At 44.7% G+C, this 22953-nt stretch carries 27 protein-coding genes, 4 tRNA genes and 1 pseudogene; 10 read left to right on the top strand and 22 right to left on the bottom strand.

The window, feature by feature from the left end; genetic code table 11:
• Positions 1-33 precede the first annotated feature (33 nt).
• The 7 genes from BLL41_RS17795 to dnaB all read right to left on the bottom strand — a co-directional run bounded on the left by BLL41_RS17795 (position 34) and on the right by dnaB (position 4082).
• Positions 34-106, bottom strand: a tRNA-Phe gene (locus BLL41_RS17795).
• A 35-nt stretch (positions 107-141) separates the two neighbouring features.
• A tRNA-Asp gene (locus BLL41_RS17790) sits at positions 142-218 on the bottom strand.
• 81 nt (positions 219-299) lie between these two features.
• Positions 300-371 (bottom strand) — tRNA-Glu (locus BLL41_RS17785).
• A 9-nt stretch (positions 372-380) separates the two neighbouring features.
• Positions 381-456 (bottom strand) — tRNA-Lys (locus BLL41_RS17780).
• 224 nt (positions 457-680) lie between these two features.
• A complete protein-coding gene (gene purA, locus BLL41_RS17775) occupies positions 681-1973 on the bottom strand; it encodes an adenylosuccinate synthase (protein WP_014666093.1) in 1293 nt (430 codons plus the stop codon).
• Positions 1974-2178: 205 nt separating this feature from the next.
• Positions 2179-2598, bottom strand: coding sequence for a VOC family protein (locus tag BLL41_RS17770; protein WP_071578863.1), 420 nt, complete (start codon positions 2596-2598; stop codon positions 2179-2181).
• Positions 2599-2717: 119 nt separating this feature from the next.
• The gene (dnaB, locus tag BLL41_RS17765; RefSeq protein WP_003226923.1) at positions 2718-4082 is read right to left on the bottom strand and encodes a replicative DNA helicase; all 1365 of its coding nucleotides are present in this window, start codon (positions 4080-4082) and stop codon (positions 2718-2720) included.
• Between the two features lie 169 nt (positions 4083-4251).
• Here dnaB and BLL41_RS17755 point away from each other — a divergent pair, with 169 nt between their 5' ends.
• Positions 4252-4452: a DUF2188 domain-containing protein gene (locus tag BLL41_RS17755; protein ID WP_014666095.1), complete on the top strand. Its 201-nt coding sequence runs from the start codon at positions 4252-4254 to the stop codon at positions 4450-4452.
• Between the two features lie 47 nt (positions 4453-4499).
• On the opposite strand, the gene BLL41_RS17750 is transcribed toward BLL41_RS17755, so the two are convergent.
• Positions 4500-4703 (bottom strand): hypothetical protein, encoded by a 204-nt coding sequence (locus BLL41_RS17750; RefSeq protein ID WP_071578862.1) that lies wholly within the window; start codon positions 4701-4703, stop codon positions 4500-4502.
• Between the two features lie 120 nt (positions 4704-4823).
• Here BLL41_RS17750 and BLL41_RS17745 point away from each other — a divergent pair, with 120 nt between their 5' ends.
• The 3 genes from BLL41_RS17745 (at position 4824) to BLL41_RS17735 (ending at position 8325) form a co-directional block, all read left to right on the top strand.
• Entirely contained in the window at positions 4824-4964 is a 141-nt protein-coding gene (locus tag BLL41_RS17745; RefSeq protein WP_003242786.1) for a YycC family protein, read from the top strand.
• A 72-nt stretch (positions 4965-5036) separates the two neighbouring features.
• Positions 5037-6245, top strand: a complete 1209-nt coding sequence (locus BLL41_RS17740) for a CynX/NimT family MFS transporter (RefSeq protein ID WP_071578861.1) — start codon at positions 5037-5039, stop codon at positions 6243-6245.
• A 106-nt stretch (positions 6246-6351) separates the two neighbouring features.
• Positions 6352-8325 carry an ArnT family glycosyltransferase gene (locus tag BLL41_RS17735; protein WP_071578860.1) on the top strand — a complete coding sequence of 658 codons (1974 nt, stop codon included), beginning with the start codon at positions 6352-6354 and terminating at the stop codon, positions 8323-8325.
• A gap of 36 nt (positions 8326-8361) precedes the next feature.
• Here BLL41_RS17735 and rplI read toward each other — a convergent pair whose 3' ends face one another.
• The 4 genes from rplI to BLL41_RS17715 form a co-directional block, all read right to left on the bottom strand.
• Positions 8362-8811, bottom strand: coding sequence for a 50S ribosomal protein L9 (rplI, locus tag BLL41_RS17730; protein WP_003226915.1), 450 nt, complete (start codon positions 8809-8811; stop codon positions 8362-8364).
• Positions 8808-10787 (bottom strand): cyclic-di-AMP phosphodiesterase GdpP, encoded by a 1980-nt coding sequence (gene gdpP, locus BLL41_RS17725; protein WP_040081167.1) that lies wholly within the window; start codon positions 10785-10787, stop codon positions 8808-8810. Before gdpP ends, rplI begins: the two co-directional genes overlap by 4 nt.
• Before the next feature lie 36 nt (positions 10788-10823).
• Positions 10824-11753: a YybS family protein gene (locus BLL41_RS17720; RefSeq protein WP_071578859.1), complete on the bottom strand. Its 930-nt coding sequence runs from the start codon at positions 11751-11753 to the stop codon at positions 10824-10826.
• A 224-nt stretch (positions 11754-11977) separates the two neighbouring features.
• On the bottom strand, positions 11978-12127 hold the full coding sequence (locus BLL41_RS17715) for a hypothetical protein (protein WP_003226909.1): 150 nt from the start codon (positions 12125-12127) through the stop codon (positions 11978-11980).
• 145 nt (positions 12128-12272) lie between these two features.
• Here BLL41_RS17715 and cotF point away from each other — a divergent pair, with 145 nt between their 5' ends.
• Positions 12273-12755, top strand: coding sequence for a spore coat protein CotF (cotF, locus tag BLL41_RS17710; protein ID WP_071578858.1), 483 nt, complete (start codon positions 12273-12275; stop codon positions 12753-12755).
• Between the two features lie 29 nt (positions 12756-12784).
• On the opposite strand, the gene hypR is transcribed toward cotF, so the two are convergent.
• Complete coding sequence (gene hypR / locus BLL41_RS17705; RefSeq protein WP_071578857.1) at positions 12785-13162, bottom strand: transcriptional regulator HypR; 378 nt, start codon at positions 13160-13162, stop codon at positions 12785-12787.
• Between the two features lie 204 nt (positions 13163-13366).
• On the opposite strand from hypR, the gene BLL41_RS17700 reads away from it, so the two are divergent.
• Positions 13367-14296, top strand: a complete 930-nt coding sequence (locus BLL41_RS17700) for a manganese-dependent inorganic pyrophosphatase (protein ID WP_019716355.1) — start codon at positions 13367-13369, stop codon at positions 14294-14296.
• 31 nt (positions 14297-14327) lie between these two features.
• Here BLL41_RS17700 and BLL41_RS17695 read toward each other — a convergent pair whose 3' ends face one another.
• Positions 14328-14774 (bottom strand): DUF6376 family protein, encoded by a 447-nt coding sequence (locus BLL41_RS17695; RefSeq protein ID WP_071578856.1) that lies wholly within the window; start codon positions 14772-14774, stop codon positions 14328-14330.
• A gap of 437 nt (positions 14775-15211) precedes the next feature.
• Between BLL41_RS17695 and BLL41_RS17685 the strand changes: the two genes are divergently transcribed.
• Positions 15212-16519 (top strand): MFS transporter, encoded by a 1308-nt coding sequence (locus tag BLL41_RS17685; protein ID WP_071578854.1) that lies wholly within the window; start codon positions 15212-15214, stop codon positions 16517-16519.
• A 38-nt stretch (positions 16520-16557) separates the two neighbouring features.
• On the opposite strand, the gene BLL41_RS17680 is transcribed toward BLL41_RS17685, so the two are convergent.
• From BLL41_RS17680 to BLL41_RS17650, 7 genes and pseudogenes are all read right to left on the bottom strand, one after another.
• Entirely contained in the window at positions 16558-16905 is a 348-nt protein-coding gene (locus BLL41_RS17680; protein WP_256252460.1) for a hypothetical protein, read from the bottom strand.
• A 1-nt stretch (position 16906) separates the two neighbouring features.
• The gene (locus BLL41_RS17675) at positions 16907-17251 is read right to left on the bottom strand and encodes a hypothetical protein (RefSeq protein ID WP_071578853.1); all 345 of its coding nucleotides are present in this window, start codon (positions 17249-17251) and stop codon (positions 16907-16909) included.
• Between the two features lie 14 nt (positions 17252-17265).
• The gene (locus tag BLL41_RS17670) at positions 17266-17451 is read right to left on the bottom strand and encodes a hypothetical protein (RefSeq protein ID WP_071578852.1); all 186 of its coding nucleotides are present in this window, start codon (positions 17449-17451) and stop codon (positions 17266-17268) included.
• The gene (locus BLL41_RS17665; protein ID WP_071578851.1) at positions 17448-17843 is read right to left on the bottom strand and encodes an Hsp20/alpha crystallin family protein; all 396 of its coding nucleotides are present in this window, start codon (positions 17841-17843) and stop codon (positions 17448-17450) included. The genes BLL41_RS17670 and BLL41_RS17665 overlap by 4 nt, the downstream gene beginning before the upstream one ends.
• A gap of 97 nt (positions 17844-17940) precedes the next feature.
• On the bottom strand, positions 17941-18186 hold the full coding sequence (locus BLL41_RS17660; RefSeq protein ID WP_014666114.1) for a hypothetical protein: 246 nt from the start codon (positions 18184-18186) through the stop codon (positions 17941-17943).
• Between the two features lie 35 nt (positions 18187-18221).
• Entirely contained in the window at positions 18222-18692 is a 471-nt protein-coding gene (locus BLL41_RS17655; RefSeq protein ID WP_071578850.1) for a hypothetical protein, read from the bottom strand.
• 113 nt (positions 18693-18805) lie between these two features.
• Positions 18806-19177: pseudogene (locus BLL41_RS17650) on the bottom strand (YybH family protein).
• A gap of 146 nt (positions 19178-19323) precedes the next feature.
• On the opposite strand from BLL41_RS17650, the gene BLL41_RS17645 reads away from it, so the two are divergent.
• Positions 19324-20163 (top strand): pentapeptide repeat-containing protein, encoded by an 840-nt coding sequence (locus BLL41_RS17645; RefSeq protein WP_071578849.1) that lies wholly within the window; start codon positions 19324-19326, stop codon positions 20161-20163.
• Positions 20164-20198: 35 nt separating this feature from the next.
• On the opposite strand, the gene BLL41_RS17640 is transcribed toward BLL41_RS17645, so the two are convergent.
• Positions 20199-21413: an MFS transporter gene (locus tag BLL41_RS17640; RefSeq protein WP_071578877.1), complete on the bottom strand. Its 1215-nt coding sequence runs from the start codon at positions 21411-21413 to the stop codon at positions 20199-20201.
• Between the two features lie 186 nt (positions 21414-21599).
• Between BLL41_RS17640 and BLL41_RS17635 the strand changes: the two genes are divergently transcribed.
• Positions 21600-22478 carry a LysR family transcriptional regulator gene (locus tag BLL41_RS17635; protein WP_071578848.1) on the top strand — a complete coding sequence of 293 codons (879 nt, stop codon included), beginning with the start codon at positions 21600-21602 and terminating at the stop codon, positions 22476-22478.
• 14 nt (positions 22479-22492) lie between these two features.
• Positions 22493-22936, top strand: coding sequence for a GNAT family N-acetyltransferase (locus tag BLL41_RS17630; RefSeq protein WP_071578847.1), 444 nt, complete (start codon positions 22493-22495; stop codon positions 22934-22936).
• The last annotated feature ends 17 nt before the right edge of the window (positions 22937-22953 follow it).

The raw sequence follows: 22953 nt of genomic DNA, 5'->3' as shown, positions 1-22953 counted from the left end.
AACGCACCTACGATTGCAGATGCGTTTGGTAAGTGGCTCGGGACGGAATCGAACCGCCGACACACGGATTTTCAGTCCGTTGCTCTACCAACTGAGCTACCGAGCCAAATGTTTTATTTTTCTCTACTAAGTAAAGTAAAATGGCGGTCCGGACGGGACTCGAACCCGCGACCTCCTGCGTGACAGGCAGGCATTCTAACCAACTGAACTACCGGACCTTACAGTAATTGCCCGGAGAGCTGTCGTGTCAGCTCTCACAGACAAATAAGGAATTTAGCAATAACGCTAAAGTAAATCAATGACCCGTACGGGATTCGAACCCGTGTTACCGCCGTGAAAGGGCGGTGTCTTAACCGCTTGACCAACGGGCCTTCACGAAATGGTGAGCCATGAAGGACTCGAACCTTCGACCCTCTGATTAAAAGTCAGATGCTCTACCAACTGAGCTAATGGCTCTTAAAGATGTCGGAATTTCTATAGAGCAAACGACTTAGATCTAGTTTTTATCTTGTACTCTATTGAAGCAGTTTCCGTAACAACGAGATTTATAATATCACGAACAAATAGAAGTGGCAATAACTTTTTTGGTTTTTTTTCATATTTTTTTCTCAGACCAACTTATATGCGGCTTTCAAACAAAAAACAAGCCCCTGATATAGGGGCTTGCAGGCATATTCTATTTAGTTCGCACGGTACACACTGCGAAGGACATTTGTTTGTGAGCGGTCTGGACCGACAGAGAAAATAGAAAGCGGAATGCCTGTCAGCTGAGATACACGCTCTAGATAATGGCGCGCATTTTCCGGAAGCTCGCTCAAGCTCTTCGCACCTGTAATATCCTCAGTCCAGCCCGGCATTTCTTCATAAACCGGCTCACATTCAGCAAGTGCTTTAAGACTTGCTGGGAATTCTTCAATGATTTCGCCTTTGTAGCGGTACGCCACACAGATTTTCAACGTTTCAATTCCTGTTAAGACGTCAATTGAGTTCAAAGAAAGATCTGTAATTCCGCTCACACGGCGGGCGTGGCGGACAACGACGCTGTCAAACCAGCCGACACGGCGCGGGCGGCCTGTTGTTGTTCCATATTCGCGTCCGACTTCACGGATTTGATCGCCGATTTCATCTTTCAGCTCAGTCGGGAAAGGACCGTCGCCGACACGAGTCGTATATGCTTTTGATACACCGACAACGTGCTGAATTTTGGTCGGGCCGACACCAGAACCGATCGTGACACCGCCGGCAACCGGGTTAGATGATGTAACAAACGGGTATGTTCCTTGGTCGATATCAAGCATAACCCCTTGTGCGCCTTCAAATAATACACGGCGCCCTTCATCAAGAGCATCGTTTAAGACAACAGATGTATCGCAAACGTATTGTTTGATCTGCTGGCCGTACTCATAATATTCGTCTAAGATATCCTCAATTTTAAACCCTTCTGTCTCGTACATTTTCTCAAGAAGACGGTTTTTTTCTTCAAGATTGCGCTCAAGCTTTTCCGCAAACGCGTCACGGTCTAACAGATCCGCGATGCGAATTCCGATGCGGGCTGCTTTATCCATGTAAGCAGGGCCGATTCCTTTTTTCGTTGTGCCGATCTTGTTAGCCCCTTTACGCTCTTCTTCCACTTCATCCAATTTCAAATGATACGGCAGAATGACGTGAGCTCTGTTGCTGATTCTCAGGTTATCTGTACTCACGTTGCGCTCATGAAGATACGCAAGCTCTGTGACTAATGCTTTCGGATCTACAACCATTCCGTTTCCGATTACACACGTTTTATCCTTATAGAAAATTCCAGACGGGATTAAGTGAAGCTTATATGTGATTCCGTCAAACTTGATTGTATGCCCTGCGTTATTTCCGCCTTGATAACGGGCGATCACTTCTGCATTTTCTGATAGGAAATCTGTAATTTTACCTTTTCCTTCATCGCCCCATTGCGTACCTACTACAACTACTGAAGACATGTCCGTGCACCTCCGTTAACCTTTCAAAACGATTCTATTCAAACAAATCAAGTTTATCAGTGAAGAAACAGAAAGTCAATTGTAAATCCGAACATTAAATTATTGTAAATCTATATTCGTTCGCTTTCATTCGTTTTATAAGCGTTTTCTCACTGCTTTGTTTTAAAAAGCTTGTGAAACTTTCATCCTTTAGCATAAAAAAGAATTACTTGTCCGATATTCCTTTTGAATTCATAAAAACGACCCGCCAGCCGTCCGGGTCCTCTATCGTCACGCCCCCATTGCTCCAGTATGGGTTCTCTGATTCAACCTCTCGATAGCCCATGTGTTTTAGCTTTGAACTGATCGCTGCCAGTTCATCTGCATGCGGCACATAAAAAACAAGGAGGCTGTCGGGATGGGGAACGGGAGCAGTGCTTTCCTCTTCATACTGGGTGAATTCCAAATGATAATCGGCATGAGGAAGGCCGAACATGACACCGTCATACCCGTTATGCTGTGAAAATTCTCCTATTCGTTTCAAGCCCAGTCCCTCTTCGTAAAAACGAACAATCTCATCAAGCTGGCCTGTAGGACGCGCAATTCGGATTTGTGCTGCGTGAAAAGATGAAAAACGGTTTCCCATATTGATACCATCTCCTTTTTGCACCATTTTATTAAAACGCTTTCAAATTTTCATCCGCTGAGCGGACGGTATTTCTTCCACCTTTCGAATGAAAAAACCCCAAGAGCAGCTCTTGGGGCTTATGCGCCGGGCGGAACACCTGCGTCATCAAAACGCCGTTCCAGGTTGACGAATTTGTTGTATTCTTTTACGAACGCAAGAGACACGGTTCCTACCGGGCCGTTACGCTGTTTAGCGATAATGATTTCGATAATATTTTTATTCTCGGTTTCTTTGTCATAGTAGTCATCACGATAAAGGAACGCGACAATATCCGCGTCCTGCTCGATACTTCCTGATTCCCGGATATCAGACATCATCGGACGTTTATCCTGACGCTGCTCAACACCCCGGGAAAGCTGAGAAAGCGCGATAACAGGGACTTGCAGCTCCCTGGCAATCGACTTCAGTTCACGGGAAATTTCTGATACTTCCTGCTGACGGTTGTCCTTTGAACGGCCGCTTCCCTGAATCAATTGCAGGTAATCGATCAAAATCATGCCCAGCCCGCTTTCCTGCTTCAAGCGGCGGCACTTGGCGCGGATTTCACTTACCCGAATACCCGGTGTATCATCGATGTAAATCCCGCTGTTCGACAGGCTTCCCATTGCCATCGTCAGCTTGCCCCAATCCTCTTCAGTCAGGTTGCCTGTCCGGAGATTCTGGGCATTGATATTTCCCTCGGCACAGAGCATACGCATAACGAGCTGCTCTGCACCCATCTCAAGACTGAAAATCGCTACGCTCTCATCGGTCTTTGTTGCCACATTTTGTGCGATGTTCAAAGCAAAGGCTGTTTTCCCCACTGACGGACGGGCAGCCACAATGATCAAGTCGTTGCGTTGGAAACCTGCAGTCATCCGGTCAAGCTCCGTAAAACCTGTTGGAATCCCTGTGATATCACCTTTTCGATTGTGAAGCTGTTCGATATTATCATAGGTTTGGACAAGGACGTCCTTAATATTTTGGAAGGCACTCGTGTTTTTGCGCTGTGCCACTTCCATAATCGTTTTTTCCGCTTCACTGAGTAAATCCTCGACCTCATCTTCACGGGTATACCCGTCTTGAGCAATCGTTGTCGCGGTTCTGATTAATCGCCGAAGAATCGATTTTTCCTCAACGATTTTCGCGTAATATTCTATGTTAGCCGCTGTCGGCACCGAGTTTGCGATATCTGTCAGATATGAAATGCCGCCTACTTCTTCCAGCAGGTCTGTGTTCGCAAGCTCTGAAGTTACCGTCACCAGATCAACCGGCTCACCTCGGTCACCGAGCACCAGCATCGCATTATAGATTTTTTGGTGGGACATTCTATAAAAATCATCTGGAATCAATACTTCTGAAGCCAGTGTTAAAGCAGACGGCTGTAAAAAAATAGCGCCTAACACGGCTTGTTCGGCTTCTATATTTTGCGGAGGAAGCCGATCATTCAGAAGGTCTGTCATGCTAAGCACCGTCCTCTCATTAAAAAATCTCCAACCTCCATTCTACCATTTCTACAGAAAAAAAATAGAAAAATTGTCTGTTTCCTGTTTTTTTCAGTTAGCAGATTGGATCGTTTCGGACAGTAACAAGGCGGGAAAAATGCAATAAAACATGAGGGAGGAATGAAAGATGATAAAGAAATATGCGATTACACCTAATGTTGATGCGGACGGCTGGTTTATTGAGGTGGAGAATGTGGCACCGACAGCTTTGTATACGTCTAAAGACGCCGCTATTGAAAAGGCCAAACAGGTGGCTAAGGAAAACAGTCCGGCAAAGCTTGTGATTTATGACCAGTTTAAAAATGTGGAAGAAGAACTCTCATTTTAGTGAATGAAAGCCTTCGCTGCAGCGAGGGTTTTTTAGCGGTTGTCGGTTTATTTCATCCATTGGACGCCTATGTGCATCATTAAATCTGCCGCTTTTTGATACAGATCCCACTCCTCGAGCGAAGCAAATTTCCCCATCAGCTCCTGAAGCTTTAGCCTCACTGCTAAGTATTCTTCGAAAGTGAAAACTTTTTCAGTGTCTATTTGGTATTCCTTCAGCATTTGTCTTAATAAGGACAACGGCGCGTGCATAAGACCCCTCCTTACCTCATTTATAACGGGCATTTTTCGATTGCTCTATTCCTTTGTTACATCTTCTTACATTTCACATCTGATTCTTGTACAATGGACAGAAGAGAGGAGGGATCTTTTGTGAGACCTTTGCAAATTTCTGCTGAAACTGCACAAAAGCTTGCAGAGTCCTTGAATCTGCCGCTTGAACAGATCATGCATATGCCTCAGCATATTCTGCTGGCCAAAATGGCTGAATTGCAAAAAGAGGACAAATCATAGCCTTCATTCACATACTTGCTTACCTGTTTCGGGATAATATCATGTATATGTTAGAAAAGAGGAGTAACTGCTTTGCCACATCCACATAATAAAAAAATCCAATCATTTTGGCTGATCGCCGGCATTATCTTTATCGCCTTTAACTTACGGCCCGCGATCACTTCAGTCGGTCCGGTCATCAGCTCTATCCGGGCAGAGCTGCACATGTCCAATGGGGCAGCCGGTTTTTTGACCGCACTGCCGCTGCTTTCGTTCGCAGTTCTTTCTCCGCTTGCGCCTAAGCTTGGACAGCGCCTCGGAAATGAGCGAACTTTATGGCTGGGTCTCGTGATACTGCTTATCGGTGTTTTGACTCGTTCTGTCGGCTATACTGCCGCTTTGTTTTTCGGAACGGCACTTATCGGAGTCGGGATTGCGATTGGAAACGTACTTTTGCCAAGCTTAATCAAACATAAATACCCTGAAAAGCCAGGGATCATGATCAGCCTGTACACGACATCAATGAATATATTCGCTGCTTTAGCATCGGGTGTCAGCGTTCCTTTAGCGGCCCAGATGGATGGCGGATGGAAACAGGCCTTTCTTCTATGGGGCGGGCTGGCTTTACTTGCATTGCTGATCTGGATACCTCAGCTGCGCCATCGAGATACGTCAAACCAGACAATGAAGCTGCAATCCAGTTCCATATGGGCTTCCAAAATGGCATGGTATGTCACCATTTTTATGGGCCTGCAATCGTTTTTATTTTACAGCAGCATCGCTTGGTTTCCTGAAATACTCCGTTCACACGGGATTGATACGGCAACAGCCGGATGGATGGTATCACTCATGCAATTTGCGAGTCTGCCTTCCACTTTTCTGACACCAGTTTTAGCTGACCGTGTGAAACAGCAACGCGGTATCGTTGCGGCGCTGGCCTCAGTTTATCTGATCGGCCTCTGCGGATTATTAGCGGGCGGCAGCCATACATTGCTTGCCATCTGGATGATCATTATCGGTATCGGGCAAGGCTCCAGCATTAGTCTGGCGCTCACTTTGATTGGTCTCCGCAGTGAAAATGCCCAGCAGGCCGCTGCGCTGTCAGGCATGTCTCAGTCATTCGGCTACCTGCTGGCAGCAGTCGGGCCAATCTTTGTCGGCTATCTCTTTGACCAGACGCATTCATGGACGATGCCGATTGTGCTTCTCATTGCTGCCTTGATCGTAATGGGAGCAGCCGGACAGGGAGCCGGACGAGATCGATACATTTTTCAGTCAGAAAAACAAAGAAATTCAGCATAAAAAGCGGGGAAGATATCTCCGCTTTTTTCTTTGAATATTTATGGTTAATTCATAAGTTTTTCATATTTGTTTTTTACAATGAGACACCATAAAGAGGGGAAAAACGATGAAAACCAAACGATTCGACGCAGCCTTTATTCTTATTTTGCTGGCAGCAGCTTTTTTGAATACGTATCACATTTGGCAGGAGGACACAGCGAACCAGTACTATTTGGCGGCTGTAAAAAGCATGACGCAAAGCTTCCACAATTTCTTTTATGCGTCATTTGACCCTTCTGGATTTGTGACAGTGGATAAGCCTCCTGTCGTGTTATGGATTCAAACCATTTTCGCATTGATTTTTGGCGTTCACATGTGGAGTGTCATCATTCCCCAGGCTCTTGCCGGAGTTGGATCTGTGTTCCTGCTCTACAAAATGATCAAGCCGACTTTTGGAATTGGAGCGGCCCGCATTGCCGCATTTGTCATGGCACTGACCCCAATCGCAGTAGCTGTCAGCCGGACAAACAATATCGACAGCATGCTTGTTTTTACCTTATTGCTCGGTTCAGCTTGCCTGTTTCGGGCAGTAAAACAAGGCAAGCTGGTTTGGCTGCTGACGGCATTTGCCCTGATTGGGCTCGCCTTTAATATGAAGATGATGCAAGCGTTTATGGTATTGCCTGCATTTGTGATATTCTACCGGATTGCTTCCCGGGTTGCTCTGAAGAAAAAAATCAGGTCTCTGCTTCTGTCCCTTGTCCTTCTCACAGGCCTCTCCCTCTCATGGGCGGTTGCAGTGGATTCGACCTCACCCTCCAGCCGGCCTTATGTCGGAAGCAGCCAGACCAACTCCGTGTTAGAACTGGCCTTTGGCTACAACGGCACCGAGCGTCTGCTTGGACAAACGACAGGTCTTGCAAGGGGTGATATGAACGCTCCTGGCGGTCAAAACAACATCCAACCACAGCCGCCTAACGGACAAACCGGCACTCCCAATGGAGGCGGAGGCACACCGCCAATCGGCGGAAACGGACCTGGAAATGGAGGGCACGGCGGTGGCGGCGGAAAAAGCATGAATATGTTCGGCACCGGTGATGCTGGACCGCTCCGTCTCTTCCAATCGGCACTTTCCGGTCAAATCAGCTGGATGCTTCCATTCGCATTGATCGGATTGCTAGGCGGAATCGTCAGCTGGCATCGTGATCGCCGCGGACAGGGTGCTGAAATGAAAGAAACGCTATTCTGGACGGCATGGCTCGTTCCTGTGGCTGGTTTCTTCAGCATCGCGGGATTCTTCCACCAGTATTACTTGATTATGCTGGCACCGCCGATTGCCGCGCTTTCTGGCATCGGCTGGCATTCGATGTACCGCTTATACAAAAAAAATAAAGACTGGTCCAGCTATCTTCTGCCGGCAGCCGTTCTGATCACAGCCGCGTTCCAGGTGTATATCCTGAGCGCTTATACAAGCCAAATCGGCAGTGTATGGATGTATGTCCTGGGGCTCTTAGGACTGGGCATCACCCTTGCAATTCTGATGCTTAAACACAGCCATCCGTTCAGTAAGCAGCTGTCCATCATCAGCTTGTGCATTCTGCTTCTCACACCTGTTTACTGGTCAGCAACTCCGCTTCTATACGGAGGCAACAGCGTCCTTCCTGAATCCGGCCCGCAGCTCAAAAGCTCGGCAAACGGCGGAAACATGTTCTCTTCAGAGGTCGACAGCGGGCTCCTGTCCTATCTGAGAAAACACAATACCGGCGAAGAATATTTATTTGCTACTTTGACAACCGTAACAGCTGCGCCATACATCATTTACGAAAATGAGTCTGTTATGGCAATGGGCGGATTTAACGGTACGGATCCCATTCTGACTGTGTACGAACTGAGAAAACTAATCAAAGAAGGCAAAGTGAAATACTTCCTTCTGCCAGAAAACAACTCAGGCAACAGCGAACTTGTTTCCTGGATTAAGAAAAACGGAAAAGAAACTTCATCTAACGAGTACAACAGTTCCTCCAGCAGCACAAACAGCGTGCAGGGAATGAGAGGAGGACCTGGCGGAGAAAGCCAGCAAACTCTTTATCTCGTGGAATAAAAAAAGAGGCATGGATGAATCCAAGCCTCTTTTCTATTAAGCTTCTTCTTTTACATGTACCTTTAACACAGCCTGCACTTCAGGATGCAGCTTCACAGGCACGTTTGTATATCCTAATGCTCGAATGCCGTCTGGCAGTTCAAGCTTCCGCTTATCTACTTTAATGTTATGGTCTTTTTGCAGCTGTTCAGTGATTTGCTTGCTTGTCACTGAACCAAATAAACGGCCGCCTTCACCTGATTTTGCGCTAAGCTCAACAGTCAGTTTTTCTAATGTCTCTTTCAAGCTCTTAGCTTGCTCAAGCTCGGCAATGGCTTCTTTTTTCTCTTTCTGCTTTTGCCCGTTTAGCGCGCTGATGTTTGACGCGTTCGCTTCAACCGCGAGGCCTTTTTTAATGAGAAAGTTATGCGCATAACCGTCTGCTACGTTTTTGACTTCGCCTTTTTTTCCTTTTCCTTTTACATCTTGTAAGAAAATAACCTTCATCTCTGTACGCCCCCCTCAAAATACTCATCTATGGCGTGCTTCAGCCGTTCCAGCGCTTCAGAAACTGAAATGCCGGACAACTGCGTCGCCGCATTTGTTAAATGCCCTCCGCCTTCCAGCGCCTCCATGATGATCTGCACATTTACCTCGCCAAGCGACCGCGCACTGATACAAACCGTTTGTTCATCCCGTCTCGCTACCGCAAATGAAGCCTCAACCTCACTCATCGACAGCAGCGAATCAGCAGCCTGCGCAATCAGGACTTGATCGAAGTATTCCTCTTCATTTTCAGGAAGAGAAGCAATCGCAATGTTATCTTTATAGAGGACCGTATGCTGGATCAGCTTCGCCCGTTTAATATAGGAATCAACGGTTTCTTTCAGGAACTTCTGCACCAGCACCGTATCGGCGCCTTTTGCCCTTAAATAAGAAGCCGCATCAAAAGTCCGCGAGCCCGTGCGGAGAGAAAAGCTCTTTGTATCCACTATTATACCAGCTAATAGGGCTGTTGCTTCAATCATATTGATTTTTAAGCGCTTCGGCTGATATTCAAGCAGCTCTGTCACCAATTCTGCTGTGGAAGAAGCGTACGGTTCCATATAAACGAGCAGCGGGTCTCTGATAAACTCCTCACCCCTGCGGTGATGGTCGATGACCACGATATGTTCAATTTTATTGACCAGCCGCTCCTCCATAACAAGCGACGGCTTATGTGTATCAACGATCACAAGAAGCGTGTCATCATTAGAAATTTCCATCGCTTCTTCAGGTGTAATAAATCTTGACCACAGCTCTTCATACTTTTTGATTTCCTCAATCAAACGCTGCACACTTGATCCGATTTGATTTGGGTCAATCACAATAAAGCCATCTTTGTTATTTGCCTGTGCCACCTTTAAAATCCCGATCGCTGCGCCGATAGAATCCATGTCGGGGAATTTATGCCCCATGATAATCACATTGCTGCTTTCAGAGACAATTTCCTTTAAGGCATGAGAAATGACGCGGGCCCGCACCCTTGTTCGTTTCTCCATTGGGTTTGTTTTACCGCCGTAAAACTTCACCTTGCCGTTTGGCAGCTTAATGGCTACCTGGTCTCCGCCGCGTCCCAGTGCTAAATCCAAGCTGGATTGCGCCAAATCGCCAAGTTCTTTCAAGGAAGAGACTGAAGCCCCGACACCGACGCTTAACGTCAGCGCTACACCATCAAATGAGGTTTTTTCCCGCACTTCATCAAGAATCGAGAACTTCGAATTTTCGAGTTCAGTTAAGATGTGTTCATTAAGCACAGCGATAAAGCGTTCTGAAGATGTTCGTTTCAAGAAGATCCCGTACTCCTGCGCCCAAGCGTTCAGCAGAGATGTTACCTGGCTGTTCATCGTGCTTCTCGTCTGGTCATCCAATCCTTGTGTCACATCATCATAGTTATCAAGGAAAATATAGGCCAGCACGGTTCTTTCGTTTTCATATAGCTTTTCAATCTGGATTTGTTCTGTAACATCAAAGAAGTATAAGAGACGCTCATCCCGTTTGATGACAACCCTAAACTTGCGGTCATTCAATGAAACCGTTTCCGATTCCACCTCTTGTTTGATCAGCGGTACCACCGATTCACAAGTATCGTAAAGTGATCTCCCCACTAAAGTGCTTTCATTAAAGCAAGAGGAAAGAAACGGATTTGCCCATTCTATATAATATTGGTCATTAAAAAGCATGATTCCGATCGGCATTTCCATCAATGCCTCTTCACCGACTTTTTTCAACCTGTAGGATAACGTTGAAATATAAGCATCTATCTCTTTTCGAATAAGAGAATCAGCACGTTTAATAAAAAACAAAATAACTGCCAGCAGCAGCACTTCGACGGCTCCTAATATCCAGTTAAAATAAAAGCTGATGAGGATTGTAATGATTGACAGAGCAATCAATGCATAGATGGGATACCGAAACAGCGGTTTTTCATAAAAGCTTGGCATTTCTATCACTCCCCACCATGTGAGTAAAACTCATGTTCACTTCACCTTATTCCTTATATGAAAGCCTATATCTAAGACGCCTAAAATGCGAATGACTGCCATAAATACCGGATGCACAAACCCTAGTACGACAGCAATCACAGCCGCAGCCTTTGGATATTGTTTCTTATGGCAATAGAAAAAGATAAATGATAAACCTTGGATGAAAATCAGAAACCCGAGTATAAACTCCCCATTTAAAGCGATAGAGTACAGCATTTGGCCTTTTTCTAAAGGCAAAAATGAAAGCATGACAATGATCAAATACAGCACTACAACACTTTGCGGAAACTTCAACTCTCTAAAAGGCTTTAGATTAGGAATATCGGGGGAGAATCGCCTTAAGAGCGGCTTAGCGATAAGGTAACTGAGGAAAGAAAAAATAGCTCCTACCATCACAATAGCTGTTGGAAAAAGATATTGAACGATACCCAATTGTTCTTCCATCAGTTTTAATTGCTTCTCAAACTGTTCAGCATTGCCCGACTGCTTCACTACAGTTTCTACAATATCAAGAGATTGCCGGTATTGTGTCATCGCCTCATCAATGATATTGATACCCAAAAACTGAATGCTTATCACAAAATAGAAGACAATACTAATCATATAAATAAGCGCGCCCGAAATAATGGCGTGCCCGGGCTCTTTCCTTTTGAAAAAATGTCCCATGGCAATGCCGGCGCAAGCTGACATAAAAGCTACAATAAGTCCGTTAAAGGACCCGACAATAAAAACAACCGGAAGACTGACAGCGCCCATCCATATCCCTAGCTTCAATCCATGTCTGATCGTATACAGGATCATTGGCAGCGGCAGTGCAAATAACAGAATTGTTCCAATCACAGGAACATAAACGACCAAAAGCGTGATGATCGCAAACAGACTGATTAAAATAGCACCTTCCATTAATGCTCTCGTTTGTTTCACTTAGTCACCTCGTATCATCCTGAACATACGAATAGAAAAGAGCAGCATAAACGACTGCTCTTTTTTCATCGCTGCAAACGTTTTGCACCGAATGTTTTTATATCATCTCTAAATTTTACTTTTATATTTTAACATAAGTCCAAATCGCAAGTAAAATGACGCTAATGTTTCATGTGAAACATGAAAAAGCAAAAGACATTCTTGGAAAAGAATGCCCATCACCATTAATGTTTATCATCCATAAAGCCAGAAGATTCCTTGTTTTTCTTTTTCGTTTTTCTGACATACATAAAAATTAAGATCACCAGTAAAAGAGTTGTTGCTTGCAGAACGCCGCTGCTAAACAAGAAAAAGTTCTTTATCATGTCCCACATTGTATTTCACCTCTTTGTGCATGTTCTCAACCCGTAGCCTATATAAGGTGAATTTCCCTTTTTAAAAACTTCAAAACATCATGAACAACATTGAGCTTTGGGCATATGCTGATATGGAATCTGATTGATAAAGGAGAATTTTCACATGGATGAACGCAGAACATTGGCTTGGCATGAAACCTTAGAAATGCACGAGCTGGTTGCTTTTCAATCAAACGGACTCATTAAACTGAAGAAAATGGTAAGAGAAGTAAAAGACCCTCAGCTCAGACAGCTTTATAACACGTCTATTCAGGCCGTTGAGCAAAATGTAAGAGAGCTTCTTCCGTTCTTTCCGCAGGCTCCGCATAGAGAGGATGAAGAAGAAGAACGCGCAGATAACCCATTTTACAGCGGTGACCTGCTCGGTTTTACCAAAACATCTGTCCGCAACTATGCCATCGCCATTACAGAAACAGCAACACCTCAATTAAGAAACGTACTGGTCAAACAGCTGAATGCTGCCATCCAGCTGCACGGCCAGGTTTATCGATACATGTATCAGCATGGATACTATCCGTCTTACAACCTTTCTGAACTGTTGAAAAATGATGTCAGAAACGCCAACAGAGCCCTTTCAATGAAATAAAATAAGCAGCAAAGGAGTTCCCTTTGCTGCTATTTTTGCTGATCCTTCAGCAAGCCGTTCGAACGATAAGATTCCAGCACGTCTCTGTTGGATTCTCCCCATTCTTTCATTTGCAAAACAATCGGTTCAAGCGTTCGCCCGAATTCCGTCAGAGAATACTCAACCTTTGGCGGCACCTGTTGATAAACCTCACGATGCACGATGCCGTCCGCTTCCAGCTCCCTCAGCTGGAGAGTAAGCATTCTTTGAGTAATACTCGGGCAGATTCGCCGAAACTCATTAAACCGTTTCTTGCCATCTATCATGTGATAAAAAAGAATTCCTTTCCACTTTCCGCCAATGACATCAAGAGTAAATTCAACTGGACAGCCTTCTTTGTTCGGGTATATATTCTTTTTTTCACTCATTCTTGACCCTCCAATAGTACCTTTTTTGATACTACATTACATTTTGCAACTAAGCTACCCAGTATTTTACACAGCTTTTCTCCTCAGCTCAAAGAAAATGCTTCTTATTCACATCAATTTTTAAGGGTTTGCATGATTACACCTGCAGCTAGACGTGTTAAACTATATAAAGATTACACTACTTAAAAAAGGATAGGAGCTATCATGGAAAAGATACTTATTTTCGGACACCAAAACCCAGACACAGATACGATTTGTTCTGCGATTGCTTATGCTGATTTAAAAAACAAACTCGGCTTCAATGCTGAGCCTGTCCGCCTCGGACAAGTCAACGGCGAAACACAATACGCGCTTGACTATTTCAAACAAGAAAGCCCGCGCCTTGTTGAAACAGCTGCAAACGAAGTAAACGGCGTTATCCTGGTTGACCATAACGAACGCCAGCAAAGCATCAAAGACATTGAAGATGTTCAGGTTTTAGAGGTTATCGACCATCACCGCATCGCTAACTTTGAAACAGCTGAGCCGCTTTACTATCGTGCTGAGCCTGTAGGCTGTACGGCTACCATCTTAAACAAAATGTACAAAGAGAATAACGTGAAAATCGAGAAAGAAATTGCCGGCCTGATGCTGTCTGCGATCATTTCTGATTCCCTGTTATTTAAATCTCCAACTTGCACGGATCAAGACGTAGCGGCAGCAAAAGAGCTTGCAGAGATCGCTGGCGTAGATGCTGAAGAATACGGCTTGAACATGTTGAAAGCAGGCGCTGATCTAAGCAAGAAAACAGTGGAAGAGCTCATTTCTCTTGATGCGAAAGAATTTACACTCGGCAGCAAAAAAGTCGAAATCGCACAAGTAAACACAGTGGACATTGAAGATGTAAAAAAACGCCAAGCTGAATTAGAAGCTGTGATCTCAAAAGTTGTGGCTGAGAAGAATCTTGACCTGTTCCTTCTCGTTATCACAGATATCTTAGAAAATGATTCACTTGCTCTTGCAATCGGTAACGAAGCAGCGAAAGTGGAAAAAGCGTTCAACGTGACATTAGAAAACAACACGGCTCTCTTAAAAGGCGTTGTTTCCCGTAAAAAACAAGTCGTTCCTGTCTTAACAGATGCAATGGCTGAATAATAAAAAGCATCCCATATTGGGATGCTTTTTATTATTCACCCAGCTTTTCAATCTGTCCCATCATATCAGTGATTTGCTTTGCGTTTTGGACCAGGTCTGACTGCTCCAACTCTTCAAGCGATACCTTGCCTTCCTCGACTTGTTTCAACACCTCTTCAGCGCTTTTCTGCAAGGTTTCGTTATGCTCCTGAATGGTTTGATGAATCTCCGCAGCGGCATCAGGCGGTGTTAACTCATTAAAATCAGCGGCAGCCTTCTGAATCGACTCAAGCTTTGCTTCAAGTTTTTCTTTCGCTTCGGTGTCATTTACAGCTTTCTCAGCCAATTCAGGTGCTTCCTCTGCAAATGTCTTCACCTTCTCCACATAACCCGCTGCTTCACTCGTATAGTTCAATCCGTCATTTACCTGATCAAGCATGCCGCATCCGCCTGCACTCAAAAGACCCACTCCGGCAAGTACTGTCAAAATAATCTTCATTGTCAGCCTCCTCATCGTTTCTTCTTCACTGTTTCTTTTAAGATCGGAATCAATTTCTCTTTCGCTAACGGCAGCCCTTTCCTCACCAATTCACGCTTCAGCCGCTTTTTCAACGTAGACATCCTGACGCTCCTCTCCCTTTTTGATAAAAATGAAAAAAACTCCACCAATTTGATTTGGTGAAGTTCTGAAACAAAAAGACCTTCACCAAATCAGATTTGGCAAAGGTCTCGCTAACAATTAGATTGCCAGCAAAGCCGAGGACATCTTGTCCCGTAATGACGACTTTACTGTGAAAGCTACTCCCCTTTGGAGTGTTCATTTTTATTACTTTCATTCTAAAGCACCCATCTGTTCCAGTCAAATTCCTTCCGTTTACATAAAAGCACGCTGTGGTATTTAAAATTTGAATGGTTTTTCCATCAGGAGATCATGCTATGAAAGAGGAGGTTTTCATCATGAGTCAAGAGCGTGTGAAACGGCCTGGGCATACCAGATGGTACATATCTTCGTTACTTAGCGGCATTATTATTCTTAATTATTTTGACCGAGTGGCCATTTCGGTAGCGGCCCCTGCGATACAAGATTCGTTTCACCTTACTGCAACTGAACTCGGCATCGTATTTTCCATTTACACCTATTCCTATACACTGATGCAGCTGCCTGTCGGAAGTTTGCTGGACCGGTTTGGGGTGGCATGGGTCACAAGGGTTGGAATGACAATATGGAGCATTTTAACGATCCTTCTTGCTTTTTTACAGGGAAAATTGCTGCTGTATCTGTTCCGGTTTCTCATTGGGCTGACGAGCGCCTCTGCGTTCCCTGCTGCCTCTAAGGCAACCGCTCTATGGTTTCCTCCAAGTGAGCGGGGATTGGCAAATTCACTGTTCGATTCAGCCGCCAAGTTTTCAAACGTCATCGGAGCGCCATTGGTCGCCTTTCTTGTCACAACGTTTGACTGGCGCGTCGCCTTTTTGACGATTGGATGCATCAATGTGCTGTTTACAATCTTTTTCTGGCAGTATTATGAACAGCCTGAACGGCACAAACGCATTTCCAAAAGTGAACTCAACTATATTCAAAAACACAACACCATTACAACAGAGCAAATCCCTTACAAAACGGGTCCGCTTTTAAAAAAGCTTTTCACCAACCGCAAAGTATGGGGCTTAATGATCGGATTTACAGGGTACGGGTATACATTTAATCTGCTGCTCACCTGGCTTCCGACTTTCTTTAAACATACATACGGGATGGATCTCATGTCGTCCGGTTTATTTACAGCCGTGCCGTGGCTGATCTCAACCATTTCCGGAATCGCTGTCGGCGGCTGGCTCGTCGATTATTTTATTAAGAAAGGCTATCCTAACACCAAGGTGTACCGAACCGTGATCATCGTCGGGATGAGCTTTGGCTTTTTCTTTTTAGGCTCCATTCTGACGAACAATATTACCGTAGCGATTATTTGTATTTCCATCGGGCTCGCTGGAATTTCTGCTACCGCTCCGGTTGGCTGGTCCATCTCCGCTGAGCTCGCGCCGATCGGTTCCGTATCGATGCTGAGCTCTATGGTGAACCTCGCAAACAACCTGTTTGGAGGCATTATCGCTGCATCACTGACAGGGTATTTGTTTGATGTGACAGGCTCCTTTACGCTCAGCTTTCTGGTAGCCGGTTTTGTGCTGCTGCTGGGCTTGGTTTTTTATGTGTTTGTACTAGGGGAAGTGAAACGGATTAAACTATAGAACATGAAAAAGAGAGCTGCCACTTCGCAGCTCTCCCATTACATCAAAGAATCCGGCCCGTCCCCATTGATCTTCTCCTCGTCCTGTTCCTCTATATCAAGTCCCGAAGCCAGCATTTCCTGCTCTATCTGTTCGAGCGCCTGTTCGTTTTTTCCTTGAAGAACCCCTTCATAATGAAAAGCATCCTGTGTGCCGTTTTCCTCTATTGTCGCTAAAATATCGTGTATATCATTATGGTCTCCTGAAATGGAGCCGAATCCTTGGTTTTGTTTTTTATAATTCACAAAACCGCTGGGGAGGTTGTTTCCGAGGTTTACACATGATGCGCCTTCAACCGTACCAATGGAAATGGAGCCAATAAAAAAAGAGGGAGAAAACCGTTTCACGTTAAACATCCTTTCCCTGATTGATGGTATACGGCACTGGTTTTCCGTCTATTTTGACCTCAATATCATCTGTTTTTGCTTTCTTTAGTCGAGACTGCGATTTTGATTTCGGGTGAACATGAGGAGAGAATACGTTGCCAAGATTCAGCATCCCGCTTAGCTCCTGTACATCCAGGTGATCGAGATGAAACGCTAAATCGTCTAAATGCAGCTTCTCTACATTCAATTCCTGTACATCCATCTTCACAAAAACAGAAGGGTTGCGTTTCTCCTGGGAGGATTGTTCAAGCGTATGGACTTTTTGGGCTAATTCTTCAAGCTTTTTTAGGATCTCATCTATGCTCATATACGCCATCCCTTTTAAGAACTTTTCTCCACAGCTCCCGCATTTCCTTTGATTTTATTATGTTTCCCCTTTACGGCGCCAAAACCTTCATTGATAAAGGTTTCACTTTTTCTGCCTTTTTGGACATTTGTTCCGACAAAGAGGCCAGAAGAATTTCTCAGATGGTTAACCCGCAAAGAACCGTATTTGATAGAGGTCATCGCTCTTCTCCTTTTTCATTAGTCCGGTACGGAACGGTAACCGTTAATATTCCGCTTTCAAATTTCGCATGAATCTGATGCAGATCGTACTCTTCAGGAATGGCGATCTCCCGTTTGAAAGGGCCGTAAAACCGTTCTCTGACGATCCACTCTTGTTCCTCTTCCATCGGCTGGGGGTTAATCTTTCCTTCAATGATGAGTGTGCGATTCTTTTGGCTGATTGACATATCCTCTGCACTTGCACCAGCTGCATCAATGGTTATCGTCAATCTGCGGTTTGTTTTTATGAGATCGGCTCTCGGTTCGACAAAGGGAGCAATTTCGCGCAGCAGCTCAGCGAAATCCTTTCCCATCATTTCTTTCACATGGGGATAAAAATGAGATTTTGGCATAAATAAAAACCCCCTGCACATAACCATACATCTTTAAAATCTATAACTATGCTTATGTGCTTTTTATGGAGGTATGCTAAAAGAAAAATATTCACCATTAAAGCGTTTGATTTTGTACACTTGGCGATATATTTTGGTTATTCATGACACCGTCTATGCCATCAGGGTCAATAACCGTTGAAACATTCCCCTGGTTCAAGACATTTCCTGCGAAGAAGCCGATTCCGTTATTTACTTTACGATGCGCAGCCCATCCGGGTAACTGATTTTCTCCAATCGCGATGGCTGTATTTGTCTGCTGGGAATTCACATTGATTGCACCGAGTGTAAAACCGATAGCCAAACAAATCCTCCTCCTTTTCAAACCAAGGCAGCCTCTTAAAAGTAATCATTTATTTGACAGTCATTTTCGTCGTTATCTATCACGAATGACGAGTTTTGAGTGTTTTGAATAGTGCCTAATAACCTTCCCTGACCGGACGTTCGTTTACTATGTGAACTCCAGCCGGTAAGTTCGTTTTCGCCAACTGAAATGGCGGCACATGTATCCAGAACATTAATATTAATTTCTCCAACATCAATATCATTCTGGTTTTCTCCCGAGTTCCCTTCAAATGAAATCCTGTTTTCATGATGAATCGGCGTATCTACCTCATCATTATCCGTCACATAGCTAAAATTGTGAGACACCTGGGAGTTGGTCATTGATCCGAGTCCGTAATTGTTTTTCCGATGCGAAGACCAATTATGCGCATAATTGGTTCCGATAAATATTCCTGAGGAGGTATCAATTGAAATCACGCTAATGTTGTTGACTTGAACCTGGTTTACTGCTGGTCGATGATTCAATCTTATTCAGTCCTTGATATGTCTTTTCAGTCCATTACTTTACAATATGTTTTACATCGATTATTGGTTCGGGTTCTTTTTCAAGCAGTATCTGACTTGGACACGTCTGTAAGCTAAAGACCAATTAAATCCGTACCATATGAATGACGATTACGCAAAGCCACTCGCCTTGCGCATTCTTCTTAAATACATAGGTCGCCCTTCTTTCCATCGTCTACTCGGAGTCCTTTTTATCCGAATCAAGCAGTGTCTGAGAAAGGACGAGTACAGTGTCACCTGCTTCCAGCATGATCATTTCCCCTTGTTTTGGCATAATATGATGATTAAAATAGTTCGCAATCGTGATAAACGCTTTTTTGATTTCTTCTTTGCCTCGCGCGATCACACCAGGCTTCACAACTAAAACGGCATCTTCCGAGTAGCAAATCTTCATTTTGGATTGCCAAATCACACGCAGAGATGATGTCTTTCAATTGCTGTTCCAAATGAATTCCCCCAATCATCATGATTGGATATATGATACAATGCTTGACACGCTGAAACCGTAAAAACAAAATGAAAAGGATCCCTATTTCCTATATAATCAAATAGATATATTTAACAAAGTACCCAAGTGAAGGGGTGGACAATTTTGTCTGCGGAAGTAACGTTACATGACAATATACATCATAATTTAAGCGCGGATTGCCAGCATTGTTTTGGCCTGTGCTGTGTCGCCTTGCCTTATGCGAAGTCGGCAGATTTTGCTTTTGACAAAGACGGGGGCACGCCTTGCCGCAACTTACAATCAAACTATCAATGTTCGATACATAAAAATCTCAGAGAAAAAGGATTTCGAGGCTGCTCTGCATATGAATGCTTTGGCGCCGGCCAGAAAGTATCCCAAATCACTTATGAGGGAAAGGATTGGCGAACCAGCCCGGAAACAGCCAACGAGATGTTTGACGTTTTTCCTATCATGCAGCAGCTGCATGAAATGCTCTGGTATTTACATGAAGCTCTTTCGATAGATATAGCCAAGCCGATTCACCCTGAACTGAGAACCCATTTTGAAAAAATAGAAAGTCTCACCAGACTCAGCAAAGAACGCTTGCTGACACTTCAGGTGGACGAGCATCGAGCTGAGGTCAATGAATGGCTGTTAAAAACGAGTGAGCTGGTGCGTGCCCAAGCCCGCAATCCAAACCTCCCGAAAAAAGTCAGCCGGGGAAGTGTCCTGATCGGCGCAAAACTAAAAGGGCTTGATTTGCGAGGAGCAAACCTAAGAGGGGCACTGCTCATAGCCGCCGATCTGGGAAAGGCTGATTTGAGAATGACAGACTTTATCGGTGCAGATGTGAGAGACGCTGATTTCAGCGGCGCCGACCTGACCGGGAGCATCTTTCTGACACAGGCACAGGTGAACGCCGCTAACGGCGATTCGAACACAAAGCTGCCGCCGTCTTTAAGAATCCCTGCCCATTGGAAATAAAAAAAGGACCCGCCTGCGGTCCTTTTTTGCTGTCATCAATTGAATCCTTTTTCGTTCCTTTTATCCGGCACTTTCGCACTTCTTGCCAAGTATCCCGACAGCCATAACGCAACCAGCAGCATGAAGGTGATCATACCGACGACGCCCAGCCAGTGAAAAGCAGACCAGAATAGCCCCCCGACTGTTCCGCAAACACTTGAACCGGCGTAATAAAAGAATAAATACAGCGATGAAGCCTGTGCTTTGTTGTGAAGGGCTCTCCTGCCTACCCAGCTGCTGGCAACTGAATGCCCGCCGAAAAAACCGAATGTAAAGAGGGCAATTCCTAGAATTTTCACTGCCAGCATATTGTTTATCGTAAATAACGCACCTGCAATGACGATGAAAATATTCATCATCAGTATTTTTGGATAACCATATCGATCAACCATTCTTCCAATGAAAGACGAGCTGAAAATGCCTACAATCATCACAATAAAGATCCAGCTGGCAAATGCTTTATTAAGCGAATACGGCGGGCCCAACAGCACATACACAATGTAATTAAACAATGCAACATTGCTTCCGAGAAGCAAAAAACCAATGAGAAACAAGCTGAATAGTTTTCGGTCCCTCAAGTGGCCGATCAGAGACATCCCCAATTTCCCGAGCTTCAATTTTCTTGGCGTAAAATGCCTGGATGGAGGCAAATTTATAAAAAATATAACACTAGCAATCAAACTAATGACACCTATTGATCCCATCGCCATATGCCAATTCAAGTACTCGCTCAGGAGCCCGGAAACGATCCTTCCAAAAACGGCGCCGATTGCATTTCCGCTAATATACAGGCCCATCGCTGATCCAAGACTTCCGGGTTCAATTTCTTCTCCTAGATAAGCCATCGCAATTGACGGAAGGCCTGCGAGCGCAACGCCTTGAATGGTTCGCAATACGAGCAGCGTATGAAAGTTCGGACTGAAGGCCGATGCCAGACAGAGAACCGATGCGGCCAGCATGGAAATACCCATAATCGGCTTGCGCCCCCATACCTCGGATAATGAGCCAAAGACAAGCATGCTCACCGCTAACAGCATTGTGGTAACGGATAAAGAGAGACTCGCCGCAGTAGGCGTCACATGAAATTCCCGCGTGAATTCCTCCATGAGCGGCTGTACGCAATAAAGAATCGCAAATGTATTGAAGCCCGCGGCGAAGAAAGCAAACGTAATTTTTCGAAAAACCGGTGTGCCTTTTTGAATGTATGTCATCGGGATTTTATCTGCCCCTCCGCATGTTGTTGAGCACTGCAATTCATAAAAAACCATCCTTTATTCTTCCGATTTCAAACATCCTCGAGTCTGTTTATACTTTTATCTTAGCACCGTCGTTATATGATGTATAATGCATATAAAATATCCTTTTGATGCTTATATGTAATAAAGGAGGTATGATGATTGGAATGGGAGCAACTTGAATATTTTCAAACCCTGGCCCGGATGCAGCACGTGACGAAAGCCGCAAAAAGCCTCTCCATCACACAGCCTGCGCTTTCACGCTCTATCGCCAGGCTGGAGAATCATTTAGGCGTCCCGCTTTTTGACAGGCAAGGACGATCCATTAGCTTAAATCAATACGGACACATTTTTTTGCGACGGGTTCAGGCGATGATGAAGGAGTACACCGAAGGAAAAGAAGAAATCCAAGCTTTATTAAAGCCAGACCAAGGCGAAGTCTCTCTCGGTTTTTTGCATACATTAGGCACTACGCTCGTGCCCGATCTCATCGGCTCCTTTCAGCAGGAATACCCCAACATTGCCTTCCAGCTGAAGCAAAACCACTCTTATTGGCTGCTTGAACGATTAAAATCCGGTGATCTCGACCTCTGTCTGCTCGCTTCGATTAAGCCTGAAAATCCGATCCAATGGATCAAGCTGTGGAGTGAAGAGCTCTTTTTATTTGTGCCAAATGATCATCCATTAGCCAATCATGAGAGCATTACCCTGACCGAGATTGCCGGGGAACGTTTTATTTTATTGAAAAAAGGCTATGCGCTTCGGATGACGGTCGATGAGCTGTTTGAGAAGGCTGATATACAGCCGAACATTATGTTTGAAGGAGAAGAAGCAGCTACTGCCGCAGGTTTTGTGGCAGCCGGACTGGGCATTTCTATTCTGCCAGACCTGAAAGGCTTAGACCAAAGCAAAATCACCAAAATCCGCGTCAGATGGCCCGAATGTCAGCGTGTCATAGGAATTGCCTGGATAAAAGGCAGATTTTTATCACCGGTTGCTGAGACCTTTAAACAATATGTCATCAGCCATTTTTCGGAGTAAGGGAGGATACAAGCATGAATGTCAAAAAAATCACGTCAGAACAGGATTTACATACAGCGTTTGAAATCAGAAAGGCAGTATTTGTAGAGGAACAAGGCTGTCCCATTTCAGATGAATTCGATGAGTTCGATACACTCCACGGTGACTGCCGGCACATTCTGGCTTATCATCAGGATGTACCCGTTGGCACTGCACGCGTCCGTATCGTTGACCACGCGGGAAAACTGGAACGAATCTGCATTCTGAAGCCCTACCGCAAATTCGGTCTGGGAAAAGTAATCGTCGATGCATTAGAACGTATTGTGAAAGAACAAGGCATTTCTGCCTTCAAATTGCACGGCCAGACACAGGCGGCAGGCTTTTATGAAAAGCTCGGCTATCAGACTGTATCAGAAGAATTTATGCTGGATGGCATTCCGCATGTGCTGATGACAAAACAAGACGATTCTGCGCTATAGATTGTTCACAAATTTGT

Source organism: Bacillus sp. FMQ74 (assembly GCF_001875785.1).
In the GTDB taxonomy this organism is placed as follows: domain Bacteria; phylum Bacillota; class Bacilli; order Bacillales; family Bacillaceae; genus Bacillus; species Bacillus stercoris.
This window is presented reverse-complemented; position numbering and strand designations above follow the sequence as displayed.